The organism is Streptomyces yaizuensis (assembly GCF_034961445.1).
In the GTDB taxonomy this organism is placed as follows: domain Bacteria; phylum Actinomycetota; class Actinomycetes; order Streptomycetales; family Streptomycetaceae; genus Streptomyces; species Streptomyces yaizuensis.
In genome coordinates, this window is record NZ_BSBI01000005.1 from 180,929 (window position 1) to 196,114 (window position 15,186).

Genomic DNA, 15,186 nt, shown 5'->3' on the forward strand with positions numbered 1-15,186 from the left:
GATATTGGTCCTTTGCTATTCTGCTGACATGTCCCTCACCAGCCCCGCCGGCGACCAGGCGTCGGATCAGGCCTCGGACCTGGCCTCGGACCTGGCCTCGGACCAGGCGTCGTCCAGCCGGCTCCACAGCGATCTGCACTGGCTCTTCGCCCGGCTCAAGCAGGGCCTAGCCACCGCGGAGGCCCCGGTCGTCCGCGAGCACGGCCTGTCCCTGTGGGGCTACACGGTGCTGATGGCGATCGTGGACGCGCCCACGAGGAGCCAGCTCGCCCTCGCCCAGGCCGTGTCGGTCGACAAGAGCAAGCTCGTCCTTGTCCTGGACGAGCTGGAGGCGGCCGGGCTGGTCCGGCGCCGGCCCGACCCGGCGGACCGGCGGGCCCGCATCGTCGAGGCGACCGACACCGGCCGGCGCGTCCTCGACGCCGCGCGCGAGGAGGTACGGGCCATCGAGAACGGCCTGCTCGCCGACCTGGAACCGGCGGCCCGGCAGGCGCTGAGCGCCGTCCTGGGCCGGCTCGTCGGCACCCCGGTCGCCCGGATCGAGAACGGACAGCAGTACAGCGACGGCTGCGCCCCGCGGCAGCCCTGACGGCCGACACGTGTCACAGGCCGGCCGCACCGGGCCCGGCTCACGCCTGGAGCACCCGGCCCAGTTCGGAGCGGCCCTGGATGCCGAGCTTGCGATAGGCACGGGTCAGATGCGTCTCGACGGTCCGCCGGGTCACGAAGAGTTCGCGGGCGATCGATCCGTTGGTCCTGCCGCCCGCGGCCAGCTGCGCCACCCGGTACTCGCTCGCCGTGAGCGCCTTGGCCCCGAAGTGCTCGTCGCGTCTGGGTAAGCCGCCGGCGGCCAGCAGCTCCGCGTGGACGCGCGAGGCCAGCCGCACCGCGCCGAGCTGCTGGGCGCGGGCCAGGGCGCGCCGCAGCGACTCCCGCGCCGCCCGCCGGTTGTTCCCGCGCCGCCGCACGATGCCGAGGCCGGTCTCGGCGTACGCCTCCTCCAGCCGGGCCGGGCCGGACCCGAGCACGTCCACGGCCTCGGCCAGCGCGGCGGCCCCTTCCTCACCACCGAGGATGAGGCCCTTGGCCCGCAGGGCCACGCCGATCGCCCGGGTCGTGCCCCACCGCCGGGCCATGTGCAGCTCCTCCTCCACCAGACGCAGCGCGCCCCGGGTGTCCCCCAGCCGGTCGCGCATGAAGGCCGCCTCGGAACGCCACCGGGAGACGGCGGGATTGGCCGTCCCCCAGCGCTCCATCCGCCGGCCGCTCTCCGTCAGATCCTCCAGGGCTCCCTCGATGTCGCCCCGGGCGCCCCGCAGCCGGCCACGGGCCTCCAGCACCATGGTGTGCGGCCAGAGATCGGGCAGCTCCCCCGCACAGCCGCGGTCCTCCACCAGGGCCACGGCCTCCTCGGTGCGGTCGAGTTCGACCAGGATCTTCAGCAGCGGCGCGAGCACCAGGGACTGCATCGGGTCCGGGCCCCGCTGCTCGCCGAGCAGGTCCAGGGCCTGCCGGGCGTCGCGTTCCGCCTCGTCCAGCCGCCCGGACTCCAGCCGCGAGGCGGACCGGAGCGCCAGCGCGACGACCGTTGTCGACAGAGTGACCGCGCCCCGCCCGGTGAGCATCGCGTCGCACCACTGGTCCACGAGTTCCAGCTGATCGGTCCAGAGCAGGGTGAAGGGTGTGTACGGCATCGACAGCGTCTCGCGGCCCATGGACAGCTGGCTCGTGAGCGCCTCGTCCAGGGTGTGCATGACCTCGTCCGCCGGGGCCCGCACCTCGATGGCGGCCCTCAGGCCCTCCAGGGACAGCCGGTGCAGCGGGCTGCCGGACGTCTCGGGGAGCTTCGCCAGCAGGCCGGTGATCCGCGCCGCCGCCGACGGGCCGAACAGCGCCGTCATCGCCTCCGCGCCGTCGATCTGGCAGAGCAGCGCCTCGCGCGCCCGGGACAGCGGCAGCGCCGCGAGGACGGTGCGGCACTCTTCGAGAGCCTCCGCCGCCTGCTCGACCTGATGGGTGAGCAGGAGCCCCTGGGCATAGGCGAGGACGGTACGCACCCGGGCGTGCGGGGTCAGCTCGCGGCCGAGCCGCACCCGCAGCCGGGGCACCAGGCCGTGTGGGTCCGTGATGAGTTCCACGCCGTCCAGGCTGGTCTGGATGCAGGCGCGCACCTCGTCCGGCAGGGATTCCTCCAGCGCGCGCCGCAGCAGCGTCCGCGCCCAGGTCGCCCTGCGTTCGTGCACGGCCTGCACGGCCGTGGTGCGCAGTAACTCGGGGGCCCATTCGGTCCCTGTCGGACCGGTACGGAGCAGGTGGCGGGCGACATCCGCCCGGGGGGCGCCGCGGCGGTGCAGGCCCTCGGCGGCGCGGCGGTGCACACGCTCCGGCACCACGGACTCCGGCAGTCGCCGTAGCGCCTTGCCGACGACCCGGTGGACGTAGGACGGGTACGGAGCGTCGGTGAGCAGCCCCATGCCGGCCAGGACGGCCAGGCCGCCCGCGCCCTCGCGCTCCGGCAGGCCGGCGGCTTCGGCGGTGAGGGCGCAGTCGGCCCGCCCCTCCAGGAGGGCGATGGTCTCGGCGATGCGCGGCACCTGGGCGGGCAGGTGCGAGAGCCGGGTCCGTACCGTGGCGCCGACGAGGCTCTCCAGTGCTCCCGGGGACCAGTCGGCCCCGGTCGACTTGCGGTGAGGTCCGCTCAGGGCCCTGATCACGGTGTCGAGAAGCATCGGATTGCCCCCTGTCAGCGCGTGCACCTCCTCCACGACCGACACGGGAGTGCGGCCGAGGCGGCTGTCGACCAGTTCCCTCGTGCCGGCCGCGGTCAGCGACGCCGGGTGGAGCGCGGTCCACCCGCCGGCTTCCTGGAGCGCGGCCAGCATGGCGGGCGCGGTCACCGGCTCGCCGCGCCGCCGGGTGCCCACGATCGCGACGGGCCAGCCCTTCAGCCGGCGGGCGGCGTAGGCGAGGACCTGGAGGGAGGGGGCGTCGCAGAAGTTCAGGTCGTCGACGGCCAGGACGACCGGGGCGCGCTCGGCGAGGCCGCGGACGGCTTGGAGCATCGTCTGGAGGACGTGGACGTCGTCGTGCCCGCCGGTGGCGGAGTCCGCGGTCCGCAGCAGCTCGGCGACGGACCGGGCCGCTTCGGTGCCGTCCGCCGCCAGGGTGGACAGGTGCGGCTCCAGGAGCTGGCGCATCACTCCGTAGCGGAAGTCGGCCTCCATGGTGCTGCAACGAGCCGTGCAGACCGTCAGCTGGCGCGCGGAGGCGATTTTCTCCAGTTCGAGCAGTAAGGCGGTACGGCCGATTCCGTATCCCCCTTCGATCATGAAGAGGTCGCCGGTGCCCTGGCAGAGGGCGTCGACGGCGCGGTTAAGAAGCAGTATCTCCGACCAACGTTCAACCAAGATGTGGTGCACGGCTCTCCTGGACGCTAGGGGGTGTCTGTCGGATCAGGCTGGGTCAGGGAGCGGGGTCTGGTGCCGTGGATCGCAAGGCGGAGGAGGGAGTCCATGCGGAGCATCGGCGACCGACGACAACGCGGCGAGGCGCGGTGCCAGGGCACGCGAGCCCCAGCAAGATCCGTCAGACACCCCCTGGTTCCTGCTACGACGGCGTACGTGGCCGGCCGCGGTCCGGGCCGGCCACGTACGGGAGTCAGCTGATGCTCTGCGCGAATCGGAAGTAGTTGGCCGGGTCGTAGTGGTTCTTCACGGTCCGCAACCGGTTCAGATTCTCCTTGTAGTAGGCATCGGCCCAGTCCGGCAGGACGCGGTCGAGGTAATTGACGTAACTCTCCCCGTTCGCATAGGGGTTGACCGTGGAGAAGACGCTGCCGGCCCAGTTCCGGGCGACGGTCCGGTCGGCCTCGGGCGGTGCCGCCGTGGGCAGGCCCGTGGCGATGCTCATCACGAACTGGGTGTCGCGGTGGACGTACGCGGTCTCCGTGCGGCCCGGGTCGTTCGCCCGTCCGCCGAGGACGAGGACGCGGATGAACCGGGAGTGGCCGGCGACCCGGTCGGCGTCGAAGGCGGCCAGCAGGGCGTCGACGCCCACCGCGGGTATGGCGGCCCCGAAGAGCCGGCTCCGGTCGAACGACCAGTCGAAGCGTCTGATCCGGCCGACTCCCGTGGGGCCGGGCAGATGGCATTGCGGCACCGTCAGGTCGGCGCAGCCGTACAGCGCGAGCATGCCGTCGGTGTAGGTGGAGTCGTGCACGGTCCGGACGGCCGGGGCGTGGCCGACCTCTCCGACCAGGGTGTCCAGGTGGGCCGTCAGCCCGGCGGGGTCGCCCAGCCACACTCCGGACACGCCCACCGTGGGGACATTGCCGGGCGCGGCGTCGAAGAGCGCGAGGACCGGCCCGGAGCTGAGGCGGCGCGGGGCCGCGATGGCCCAGTGCTGCCAGGCCGTCAGGACGTCGGCGGCCTGGTGCCAGGCCCAGTTGAGGGTGAAGCGCGAGAGTGTGGGCACCGCGGTCGCGACGGCCCGGTAGGAGGTGACGATGCCGAAGTTGCCGCCGCCGCCCCCGCGCAGCGCCCAGAAGAGGTCGGCGTTGCGGCTCTCCGATGCGACGACCACGCTGCCGTCGGCCAGGACCACGCGTGCCTGCTCCAGCGGGTCGCAGGCCATGCCGAGGAAACGCGTCTGCCAGCCGAGGCCGCCGCCCTGGATGAAGCCGCCGGCGCCCACGGTCGGGAAGAGGCCGCCGGGCAGGGCCAGTCCCGTGCGGGACAGGCCGCTGACCGTGTCGATCTGGAGCGCTCCACCGCCCATGGTGACCTTGTTGCCGGCGGCCGTGACGCCGTTGAGCCGGGAGACGTCGATGACGAGCCCCGTGGTCAGCGAGAAGCCCATGAAGCTGTGCCCTCCGCCGCGGGCCGTGGCGGGGATGCCGTTGGCCCGGGCGAACGTCAGGCAGGTGCTCACATCGGCTTCCGACTGGCAGTAGGCGATGGCGGCGGGGGTGACACTGTCGTACTCGGTCCAGGAGAGCTGCTTCGCGGCGGCGTACACCGCATCGGACGGCAGGACGAGGGTGCCGCTCAGATGCCTCCGGAGCAGCGACCAGTTGGGGGATTCGTTCGCGTGGGCCAGGACGGCCGGCAGTCCGGTCGACAGGCCCGTGGCTGCCAGCGTCGCCATCGCGCCGGTGCGGATGAACGCTCTGCGGGTAACCATGCCAGTACCTCTTCTCCGATGCGGTGCGGGTGTCGCTGCGCGCTGGTCGTGCGGTGGTGGGTGGTGGGGAGAGGGCCGGCGCCGGGTCGGTCCGGCGCCGTCAGCGCCGGACCGCCTCGACGAGTGCGTGGACGAGCGTGTCGCCGGTGTTCTCGGCCTGCACCGCCCGGGTCATGCGGAAGCCCGCCGCGTCGAGGAGTTCGCGCCAGTCCTGCTCGGTGCGCTCCTTGCCGCCGAGGATGACCATCATGAAGAGGTCGGCGAGCATGCTGGGGTGCAGACCGCCCCCGTCGGGGACCACGCTGTCGACGACGATGAGCCTGGCGTGCGGGGGCATCGCCTCGTGGACGCGGCCGAGGATCCTCAGGCAGTCCTCGTCGCTCCAGTTGTGGAGCACCCGGGAGAGCACATAGGCATCCGCGCCGGGCACGACGGAGTCGAAGAAGCTGGCGCTGACCACCTCGACCCGCCCCTCGACGCCCTGCTCCGCGAGATGGTCCGGAGCTTCGGCGGTCACGGTGGCGAGGTCCTGGACGACGCCCGTCATGCCGGGGTTCATCCGCAGGACGGCGGCCAGCAGGGTGCCGACGCCACCACCGACGTCGACGAGGCGCCCGATGCCCGAGAAGTCGTACCGTTCGAGGGCGGCGACGGCCGGGGCCAGGGAGGTGACGCCCATGGCCCGGTTGAACAGTTCGTTCTCCGCCGGGTTGGCTTCGAGGTAGTCGTAGTACGCGGCACCGTGCACCTTGTCGAAGGCCGGCCTGCCGGTGCGGACGGTGTGCATCACCTCGGTCCAGGCGCGGAAGCAGGCACCGCTCTGGAGCATGACGCCGTAGCGGAAGCCGCCGGGAGCGTCGCTGCGCAGAATGCCGCCCGCCTCGGTGAGGGAGAACCGCCTGCCGGGGTGGGCGTGCAGCGCGCCCATCGCGGCGAGGACGCGGCAGAACCGGTACAGGACGTCCTCGTCGGCCCCGGTGAGGGCGGCGAGTTCCGCGACGGACCTCGGTTCCGGCCCCAGGTGGTCGGCGAGGCCGAGTTCGGCGGCGACGTACATCGTCTGTCCGATCCAGGGGCCGCCCATGTGGTAGAGCTGCATGAGGTCCGGATTGCGGGACGGGGCGGAGGTGGCAGGCACGATATTTCTCCTCAGGCATTGATCGGGGCGGGAGTCACGTGTTCCGGCAGGGGCGCGCGAATGACGCGCGGCAGCGGAAGGGCGGACCGGACAACGCTGTCCGGCGGGCACGGCCGTACCGATTCGGAGCAGTCGGGCAGGGGCATACGGACCCATTCAATGGATGCGCCGGCCGACGAGGGACCTACGGGTTATCCATGGGTCGCAGATAACGGCTGGACCAGCGATCGAAACCGAAGGCCGCCATCACTTCGGACTTTTCATCACTGGAAATCCCCCCGGAAACCCCGTTTGCAGCACCATGCCCCCATGGCGGATCGATCCACCGGCTGAGCGGTCGGCCAGCGGCGACCTACTCGTCCAGCTACCGACGGGGAGTGATTTTCTCCACCCCCATCGGCCAGATTCAATCATTGCGTCCAACCCCACGCCACCCCGATGACCGAGTGATAACCGGACCGGGCGGCACCGGTGTTCGTCACGGCTCGACTCCGCACCCGCAAATCCAGCGAGGACATGTCATCCGTGGACCACCGAAACAAAGACCGAAACAAACTCAAAGACAAAATAATTTCTTGCTCGATCGAAGGACCGGTTGGTAGCGTCCTCCTCGGCGCTCGGAGAATCAACCGAAAACACACTCCCAGAAGAAATGGAACCGCAAGGTTCGACATTCTTGCGGAGGTTCGCGCGGTCCTGCCGCGGCACTGTGCTCCTCGTTCACAGGAAACGGAATGGAGAATCACATGTCCCATGCGGAAGTAAATTCTTCCGATCGGGTCGGAGCGCTTTACGACCAGATGGCCGGCTTCGAGTCGGACAACTTCACCGGTGACCACAATCTGCACTTCGGCTACTGGGACAGCCCCGCGGACGCCTGGTCCCTGGAACGTGCCGAGGAGCGCTTCACCGAGCTGATGATCGAGAAGCTTGGGGCCGGGCGCGGGGAGCGGGTCCTCGATGTCGGCTGCGGTATGGGAACCCCCGCGATGCGCCTGGCCCGGGCGACCGGCAGCGAGGTGCTCGGGGTCACCGTCAGCCACGAGCAGGTCAAACGCGCCACCGCGCGGGCGTCCGCGGCGGGGCTCGCCGACCGTGTCTCGTTCCGGTACGCGGACGCCGCGGCCCTGCCGTTCGAGGATGCTTCCTTCGACGCCGTCTGGATGCTGGAGTCCATCATCCACATGCCCGACCGCCTCCAGGCGCTCGGGGAGGCGGCCCGGGTCCTGCGGCCCGGCGGCCGGCTCGTCCTGACCGACTTCTTCGAGCGCGCCCCCATTCCGGAGCGGAAGCGGCCGGCCGTCGAGAAGTTCTACGAGAACTGGGTCATGGGTCCCATGGTCACCATCGACGACTACCCGGCGCTGGTGCGCGCGGCCGGCCTGCGCCTGGTCGAGGCCTGCGACATCAGCGAACAGGTGATGAAGAGGACCCTGGAGGGAATCGCCCGGCGGATCGCGCACGACAGGCGGCACATCGACGACACGCTCGGTGCGGACCTGGCCGACGATCTCGACCTCTCGGCGCTCATCGAGGTGTGGGAGCTGGGCTACCTCCTCGTCGTCGCCGAACTCCCGCGGGCCGACGGCTGACAGCGGAACGGGCCCCGCCGGCCTCCCGCGTGACGGGCCCCCGCCGGCCTCCTGCCACAGCCCGCGCCGGGCCGCGACCGGATGCGCCGGGCCCGGTACGGAACAGAACCCTGCCAAGACCGCAGCCGACTCCGCTGGAGGAGAGCATGTCCACCGCTGGTCAGGAAGAACCCGACCTTCGATCGATCTACCACGCGTCCGGCCCGTGGACGGGGCAGACGCTCTACGTGGCCGCGCATCTGGGCCTGGCCGACCTCCTGGACGACGATCCCCGCGGGATCGGGGACATCGCGAAGGCGACCGCCAGCGACGAGGACGCGCTCTACCGCTTCTGCCGGGCCCTCACCGCACTCGGCATGCTGGCCGAACACCCCGGAAGGTCCTTCACGCTGCGGCAGGCGGGCAGGGCCCTCCGGCGGGACGCGGCGGACGGGTTCCGCGACGGAGTGCTCCTCCAGAGCGGAGCCGTCTTCCGGGCCTGGGCGGATGTCCTGCACACCGTCAGGACCGGCCGTCCGGCCTTCGACCACGCGCTCGGGATGGACTACTTCGAGTTCCTCGCCGCCAACCCCGAGGAAGCGCGCGTCTTCAACCGCGCCATGGGGGCCACCATGCCGGCGGCGATCGCGGCGCTGGAACACTACGCGTTCGGAACGTGCGCGACGGTCGTCGACGTCGGCGGTGGCGACGGAAGGCTCCTGGCATCCGTGCTCTCGCGCCATCCCGGGATGCACGGCGTGCTCCAGGACCTGCCCGGGACGGTCTCGCAGGCCGGGGAGAACCTGAGCGGCGTGGCCGACCGGTGCACGCTCGTCGGGGAGAGCTTCTTCGACGCGGTCGCCACCGGTGGGGACGTGTACATCCTGTCGCGGGTCCTGCACGACTGGGACGACGACAACGCCGGAAGGATCCTGCGGAGGGTACGGGAGGCCATGCCCGCCCATGGCCGGCTCATCCTCGTGGAGAGCGTTCTGCGGCCGGCCGACGGGGATCTGCGCAGTGTTCTGGGGGACCTGCTCATGCTGGTGGTCCTGGGAGGCAGGGAACGCACGGAGAGCGAGTGGGCGGAGCTTCTGGAGTCGGCGGGATTCACCATGCGGCAGGTGTGGGACGACCCGGGCCTGGCCACCACGCGCGGCCACAGTGTCATCGAGGCGGTCGCGCGGGCGGAAGCCGACCGTCCGGACACCGCCCATTCCAGCCCGCCGAAAGCCGCGTGAGCGGGGGCCGGGGCGGAGGCGACGGCCCTGGCCCCGGCCCCGGCCCCGGCCCCGGCCCCGGCCCCGGCCCCAGGGTTCGCCGCTCAGCCTGGGCAGCAGCACCCTGAAGCAGCACCCCTCCCCGGATACCCCGGATACGGACCGCAGTGCGATCCGGCCTCCGTGGGCGCCGACCAGGCCGTGGACGATGGCGAGGCCGAGTCCCGAGCCCCCGCCCGCCGTACGGCTGCGCGAACGGTCCGCGCGGTAGAAGCGCTCGAAGACCCGCTTCTGTTCCTCGGCCGTCAGACCCGGGCCCGTGTCCTCGATCTCGATGACGGCCTGGTCCTGCGTCGAGCCGACGCCGACGCCGACGCGGACGGCGCTGCCGGGCGGGGTGTGGTTCAGCGCGTTGCCGACCAGGTCGGTGACGACCTGCCGCAGTCGTGCCTCGTCCGCGGCCCGGCGAGGGCCGGCACCCGGCTGGAGAAGTCGCCGTGGGCGATGGCCGCCGCGGTCTCCTCGATGCGGGTCAGCGGCCGGAGCCCGGAGCGGACGGGCAGCCGGCCGGCCGGCCGAGTTTGCAGAGAAGGGCTGCCACGGGTGGCTCCTGGAATGCGAAACGGCGATCTGGAGTCCGTCGAAGGGGCCGGCTTCGGCGGACGGTCCCGCGGGCCGGCTTCCGACGGCGTGGCTGCACTCTCGCAATCCGACATCGCGGCTTCCGGGGAGTTCCTGGGAGTTTCCTGAGAGTCTCCTGGGAACTCCGCACCCAACCCGCCCGGGAAACGAGCGGATCACCCCTTTTCGCCTCCCCGGTGTGCCGCCATTTTCCGGAGAACACACAGGAAGCGACGGCCCGGCGGGCTTCCGCACGGGCGACCGGCGCACGTTCGAGCGTGCGTACGAGGTCTGCCGGGTCAGCCCTGCCCCGGACCATGCCGGCGATCCCCGCATTTCACCGGAAGGAGTGCGGAGGAAACAAACACCGAATGAGCGCTCACAGGGCGGACGATCCGCCCCTACCATGATGCCGCCGGGCCTCGGCAATCAGCCGTCCGGACCTCCCGTCGACCTCTGTCGCCGCAGTTCAGCGCAACGGACCGGGCCGGGCCCCGCGGCCACTGCCCGTCCTCGGCCCACCCCAGGTCCGCACCAGACGACCGAGCGGATCCCGCAGCTGCCGCCCACGGCACGGCAGGACAGCGCTCAGAACGGACGGAACACGATGACCCACGTACCCGCCGACACCCCCGCCGACGCTCCCGCCTACACTTCCGCCGACACTTCCGCCGACACTTCCGCCGACACTTCCGCCGACGGCGGGACACCGTTATCGCCGCCGTCCGACAGCGACTTCCGGCTGGGGACCGAGCCCTTCTCCGACGAGCGCCGCACGGCGGTTCTCGCCCAACTGGAGGACCATCTCGAACGGCACCGCGCACGCATGCTCGGCTACCAGGTCAACCTCTCCCTCGACGGCCACGCGCCCCTCGGCCGCTTCCTGCGCCACCACATCAACAACGCCGGGGACCCCTTCGTCGACGGCAACTACAACCTGCACTCCCGCTGGCTGGAGCGCGCGGTGCTGGAACACTACGCCCGGCTGTGGCACGCCCCGCTGTCCGAGGACCCCAACCGTCCCCGTGACGAGGACGCCTGGGGCTATGTCCTCTCCATGGGCAGCACCGAGGGCAACCTCTACGCCCTGTGGAACGCCCGTGACTACCTCGACGGCAACGCCCTCGTCCGCGACGAGATCTCCGGAGAGGCGAGCTGCCGTACCACCTACGTCCGGGCCCGGCACCCCGACGACAACCCCAACGCCTACTCCCCCGTGGCCTTCTTCTCCCAGGAGACCCACTACTCCCACATCAAGGCCATGCGGGTGCTGGACATCCCGACCTTCTACGACCTGGGCGGCAGTCTGTACCCCGGCCAGTGCCCGGTCGACCTGTCCGGCACCGGCTCACGGACGTACCACGGCTGGCCCCTCGGCGGCGTCCCCACCACCGGCGGCGACGAGGGCCCGGGCACGGTCGACATCGACGCCCTGGTCCCGCTCGTGGAGTTCTTCGCCGCCCAAGGCCACCCCGTCATCGTCAACTTCAACGTCGGCAGCGTCTTCAAGGGCGCCTACGACGACGTCGCGACCGCCTGCGCACGGCTCCGGCCGGTCTTCGAGCGATACGGCCTCGTCGACCGCACCGTCCGCTTCGACCCCGACGACCCGGACCGGACCAGCGTACGGAACGGGTACTGGGTGCACGTCGACGGCGCCCTCGGCGGCTCCTACGCCCCCTATCTGGAGAAGGCCCGCGACGCCGGGCTGGTCGAGAGCGCACCGCCGGTCTTCGACTTCCGGATCCCGGAGGTCTCATCCATCGTCACGAGCGGACACAAATACCCGGGCGCCCCGGTGCCCACCGGCATCTACCTGTCCCGCGCGGGGTTCAAGCTGCGCCCGCCGTCCGATCCGGCGGTCGTCTCCTCACCGGACAGCACCTTCGCCGGCTCCCGCAGCGGATTCGCGTCCCTGGCGATGTGGAACCACCTCGCACAACTCGGCGAGGAGGACCAGACACGGCAGGCCGCCGAGACGCTGGCCGTCGCCGAGTACACGGCCGACCGGCTCAGGGCCGTGAGCGCCCTCCTCCGGGAGCGCGGTGAACCCTGGGCGGAGGACGGCATCGAGGTCGGCCACGGCGACCACGCCCTGAGTGTGTGGTTCCAGCAGCCCCGGGCCGAGATCACCGCGAAGTACACCCTGGCCTGCGTCCCGCTCAACCTCGGCGGACAGCGCCACGACTACAGCCATGTCTATGTCATGCCCCATGTGACCCGGGACCTCGTCGACGAACTCGTCGCGGACCTCTCCCGCCCGGGTGCCTTCGACCGCTCCGCCGAGGAGGGAGCGATCCGCCCGCCGCTGCCGGGGTAGGAGTGTGGGGGGAGCGGGCTGTCCCGGCCCCGGTCGGCGGAGGAATCCCGGCATCGTCCGACGGCGCGGGCTGTTTCTCGTGCGCGTTTCTCGGCAGCCTCGTCTCCGCCGGCCTTCCCATCACCGCCAAGGGAGATGACATCCGTGGCGTCCCCCGATGCCCGGGTCGCGATGGGTGAACGCGTTGATCGTCACGGGCAGCTGTCGCAGCGTCTCCACGATGCTTTGCTCTGTTGTCGTGTCGAGCGCCGTCGTCGCTTCATCGAGGATGAGATGAGGACCGGTGCGTTCTTCACCAGTGCAGGAGCAAGGGGCAACACGCCGGCGTTCCCCGCCCTGCCCGGGACGCGGGGTCGAACAGGTGGCCGAAAGCCACTGTTGCCTCCTGCCGCGCCCGGGGCGGCCGAGGGCGCTCACCGATCGTCGGCCGCGGCCGTCGCCGTGGGACGGGAAGGGCTGCTGGAGCGGCGTCACGTGGAGGCCGGGCCCCTCCGTGGGGCGGGGCGGGTACGTGGGACGGCGGGTGGCGCGAAGCAAGGGAACACTGTTCGAATCCAGCCGTTTCGGAGATCGGACTGCCAAGGGGTCACCGGACTCGCAGAATTGAGCTGCGGTGCGGGCGACGGCTGGGTCCTCCGCCGGCCGGGAACAGACGAAATACCCATGCCCTTGGACGTCAATGTCATTGACGAGAGCAGGAGTGTCCGGATGGCCCGCTCACGCATGTCCCGACCTGCGACCCTCGCCGCCGCGACGGCGACCGCCCTGCTCCTCCTGGGCTCGGCGCCCCTCGCGGTGGCCGAGCCCTCCGAACCCTCCGCCCCCTCCGAGCGGGAGCGGACCTCACGGCTGCTCCCGATCCCGCCGGGAGGGCTCCACAGTTTCGTCAAGGGGCTGAACAGCGGCGGCACGGTCGTCGGCGACTACTACAGGGAGGGCTCCGACGGGCCGCTCGCGATCCGGTGGAACGCGAACCGCCCCGGCTACACCCTCCTGGCGCCGCTGCCCGGTGAGCAGTTCAGCCGCACCACCGCGCTCAGCGACCGCGGATGGGCGGTCGGTCTGTCCTACAACAGCGCGGCCGACTCCCATCCCGTCCGCTGGACACCGGGCGCGACCCCGACGCGGCTGGCGCTTCCCGGCGGGTCCCGCGGCGGTAACGCGGCGGCCGTCAACAACTCCGGGGTCGTGGTCGGCGACGCGCCCGCGGCCGACAACCGTTCCCATCCCCTGCGCTGGGAGTCCGACGGCAGCAGGACCGGTCTGCCCGTGCTGCCCGGCGACGACAGCGGCACCGCGACGTCGATCAACAACGCCGGCACGGCGGTCGGGTGGACCGAGAAGCGCGACGGCACCGGTGGCCCCGCGCACCCCGTGCGCTGGAACGCGGCGGGTGCCGTGAGCGCGCTGCCCCTCCCGGCGGGGTTCACCGGGGCCCGTACGAGCCGGATCACCGACAACGGCGTGGTCCTCGGCCACGGGCGGCTCGCCGGGAGCACGGCGTACGACCGGGTCCTGGTGTGGGCGGCCGACGGCACCGTCCGCGACGCCGGGCGCGGACGGGGATACGACGTCAACCGGGCGGGCACCGCCGTGGGGGCCTCGCTGGAGGACAACCCGAACGGCGACACGGCCCGCTGGAACGCGAACGGCACCCGGACCGTGCTCGCCAATCCGGCGGAAGCGGCCGGGGAGGTACTGGCGATCAACAACCGGGGAACGGCCGTCGGGTACGCGTGGCCGCCGGCCGGCAACCCCGCGCTGGACAAGGCCCTGCTGTGGAAGCCCGACGGCACGGTCGTCCCGCTGCCGCCGTCGTCCCTCGGTCCCTACGCCGCGGCGTTCGCGATCAACGACGCGGGAGTGATCGCCGGATTCGCCGTCGGCACCGACGGCGCCGGCAACGCGACGACCTGGCGCGCGACCGTCTGGAAGCGCTGACGCCCGCGGTCTCCGGTGCATTCCGGGGGGCGGGGCTTCGTCGCGTCAGCGTGCGGGGCCAGGGGCGCGCCTGAGCCGGGCCGGGCGAGGAACGCCGTCCCGGTCGATCCGGCCCGTCACGCCCCGGGGCGTTCCGCCGTGACCGTGAAGTAGTCGAGGATGCCTTCGCGGAAGGCCCGCAGAAAGTTGCGGGGCCAGGTGCCCGGCTCCCAGGTCCGCGCCAGCCAGCGGTCCCAGCCGGGCCACACCCACGTTCCGATCGAGGAGACACGCACGTCTGCCAGGCCGGCTCGTTCGAGAGTGCCGACCAGCGAGGGGATGGTGTGCGCGACGTCCAGGCCGCCGGCGAACGTGTCGAGAAGTTCAGCCAGCCGCCCGGAGGCCGCCGGATCGGCGCCGGGGACGAAGAAGCTGGCGACGGCGGCGCGGCCACCGGGCCGCAGCACGCGCGCGGTCTCCCGGGCGAACGCGTCGAGGTCGCGGAAGTGCTGGGCGGCTTCGACGGTGTACAGGCAGTCGAACTCGCCATCGCCGAACGGCATTTCCTCCGCCGCGCCGCGCACGAAGCGCAGCTGCTCGGGCCGGCGGGCCAGCAGGCGGGCGTTGGCCTGCCCGGCCCGTTCGAGCTGCTGTGGATGGATGTCCATGCCGGTGACATGGTCCAAGCCGGACTCCTCCAGTGCCACCGCCGCGCCGGCCCCCAGCCCGCAGCCGACCTCCAGGGCCCGCAGTTCCCCGGTGGGCGCCAGGGTGCCGAGCACGTGCCGGTACATGGCCTGCTGGCTGCTGATCCGGTCGTGTTCGGTCAGCGGCCGGCCGAGGTCGATGCCCTGCCAGTGGCCGAAGTTGATGAACCCCCCGCCGAACAGGGACATCGAACTGAGATCGGCCGGACCGTACGCTTCCTCGACCGCGGGCGGGATCGGGTACTGCGTCGCCCCGGAACGCTCGGTCATCTGCTGACCTCCGTGATGGATGGCCGCCGCTGCTCGGCGGACCGCACACCCAGGTATCGGCTCCTTCCGGCGCCGGCACAAGACCGTGGCGGTGATGCCCCCCACCACATCGCCGATCGGCCGCCACCGCTGCGCCCGCCGGCGGTCCCCCTCACCGGGCCAGGGGCGGCGCGCAGAGGCTCGCGCAGGGCCCGTACCCCGGTGGAGGTCTGGGCCAGAGCCGCGCCGAGCGGGTACC

The 15,186-nt window shown here is 71.8% G+C and carries 10 protein-coding genes and 1 pseudogene; 5 read left to right on the plus strand and 6 right to left on the minus strand.

Annotated features, from left to right (window positions below):
• Window positions 1-28: 28 nt before the first annotated feature.
• Complete coding sequence (locus SYYSPA8_RS14480; protein WP_323447555.1) at window positions 29-589, plus strand: MarR family winged helix-turn-helix transcriptional regulator; 561 nt, start codon at window positions 29-31, stop codon at window positions 587-589.
• Window positions 590-629: 40 nt separating this feature from the next.
• Here SYYSPA8_RS14480 and SYYSPA8_RS14485 read toward each other — a convergent pair whose 3' ends face one another.
• The 3 genes from SYYSPA8_RS14485 to SYYSPA8_RS14495 form a co-directional block, all read right to left on the minus strand.
• The gene (locus SYYSPA8_RS14485; RefSeq protein ID WP_323447556.1) at window positions 630-3,419 is read right to left on the minus strand and encodes an AAA family ATPase; all 2,790 of its coding nucleotides are present in this window, start codon (window positions 3,417-3,419) and stop codon (window positions 630-632) included.
• Between the two features lie 238 nt (window positions 3,420-3,657).
• The gene (locus SYYSPA8_RS14490) at window positions 3,658-5,181 is read right to left on the minus strand and encodes an FAD-binding oxidoreductase (protein ID WP_323447557.1); all 1,524 of its coding nucleotides are present in this window, start codon (window positions 5,179-5,181) and stop codon (window positions 3,658-3,660) included.
• Between the two features lie 100 nt (window positions 5,182-5,281).
• The gene (locus tag SYYSPA8_RS14495; RefSeq protein ID WP_323447558.1) at window positions 5,282-6,319 is read right to left on the minus strand and encodes a methyltransferase; all 1,038 of its coding nucleotides are present in this window, start codon (window positions 6,317-6,319) and stop codon (window positions 5,282-5,284) included.
• Between the two features lie 746 nt (window positions 6,320-7,065).
• Between SYYSPA8_RS14495 and SYYSPA8_RS14500 the strand changes: the two genes are divergently transcribed.
• Complete coding sequence (locus SYYSPA8_RS14500) at window positions 7,066-7,911, plus strand: SAM-dependent methyltransferase (protein WP_323447559.1); 846 nt, start codon at window positions 7,066-7,068, stop codon at window positions 7,909-7,911.
• Window positions 7,912-8,057: 146 nt separating this feature from the next.
• Window positions 8,058-9,131, plus strand: a complete 1,074-nt coding sequence (locus tag SYYSPA8_RS14505; protein ID WP_323447560.1) for a methyltransferase — start codon at window positions 8,058-8,060, stop codon at window positions 9,129-9,131.
• A 147-nt stretch (window positions 9,132-9,278) separates the two neighbouring features.
• On the opposite strand, the pseudogene SYYSPA8_RS38375 reads toward SYYSPA8_RS14505, so the two are convergent.
• A pseudogene (locus tag SYYSPA8_RS38375) lies at window positions 9,279-9,554 on the minus strand (ATP-binding protein); the annotation flags it as partial.
• Window positions 9,515-9,826, minus strand: coding sequence for a HAMP domain-containing protein (locus tag SYYSPA8_RS38380; protein ID WP_407706003.1), 312 nt, complete (start codon window positions 9,824-9,826; stop codon window positions 9,515-9,517). The gene SYYSPA8_RS38380 and the pseudogene SYYSPA8_RS38375, both read right to left, overlap by 40 nt.
• Before the next feature lie 512 nt (window positions 9,827-10,338).
• Here SYYSPA8_RS38380 and SYYSPA8_RS14515 point away from each other — a divergent pair.
• Window positions 10,339-12,051 carry a PLP-dependent aminotransferase family protein gene (locus SYYSPA8_RS14515; protein ID WP_323447561.1) on the plus strand — a complete coding sequence of 571 codons (1,713 nt, stop codon included), beginning with the start codon at window positions 10,339-10,341 and terminating at the stop codon, window positions 12,049-12,051.
• A 708-nt stretch (window positions 12,052-12,759) separates the two neighbouring features.
• Window positions 12,760-13,992, plus strand: coding sequence for a hypothetical protein (locus SYYSPA8_RS14520; RefSeq protein WP_323447562.1), 1,233 nt, complete (start codon window positions 12,760-12,762; stop codon window positions 13,990-13,992).
• Between the two features lie 116 nt (window positions 13,993-14,108).
• On the opposite strand, the gene SYYSPA8_RS14525 is transcribed toward SYYSPA8_RS14520, so the two are convergent.
• Complete coding sequence (locus SYYSPA8_RS14525; RefSeq protein WP_323447563.1) at window positions 14,109-14,948, minus strand: class I SAM-dependent methyltransferase; 840 nt, start codon at window positions 14,946-14,948, stop codon at window positions 14,109-14,111.
• Between the last annotated feature and the right edge of the window lie 238 nt (window positions 14,949-15,186).

Excerpts from the sequence above, each read along its gene's own strand:
- SYYSPA8_RS14525 (WP_323447563.1), bottom strand. The coding sequence starts at position 14,948 with ATGACCGAGCGTTCCGGGGCGACGCAGTACCCGATCCCGCCCGCGGTC.
- SYYSPA8_RS14505 (WP_323447560.1), top strand. The coding sequence starts at position 8,058 with ATGTCCACCGCTGGTCAGGAAGAACCCGACCTTCGATCGATCTACCAC.
- SYYSPA8_RS14490 (WP_323447557.1), bottom strand. The coding sequence starts at position 5,181 with ATGGTTACCCGCAGAGCGTTCATCCGCACCGGCGCGATGGCGACGCTG.
- SYYSPA8_RS14480 (WP_323447555.1), top strand. The coding sequence starts at position 29 with ATGTCCCTCACCAGCCCCGCCGGCGACCAGGCGTCGGATCAGGCCTCG.
- SYYSPA8_RS14515 (WP_323447561.1), top strand. The coding sequence starts at position 10,339 with ATGACCCACGTACCCGCCGACACCCCCGCCGACGCTCCCGCCTACACT.
- SYYSPA8_RS14520 (WP_323447562.1), top strand. The coding sequence starts at position 12,760 with ATGGCCCGCTCACGCATGTCCCGACCTGCGACCCTCGCCGCCGCGACG.
- SYYSPA8_RS14500 (WP_323447559.1), top strand. The coding sequence starts at position 7,066 with ATGTCCCATGCGGAAGTAAATTCTTCCGATCGGGTCGGAGCGCTTTAC.
- SYYSPA8_RS38380 (WP_407706003.1), bottom strand. The coding sequence starts at position 9,826 with ATGTCGGATTGCGAGAGTGCAGCCACGCCGTCGGAAGCCGGCCCGCGG.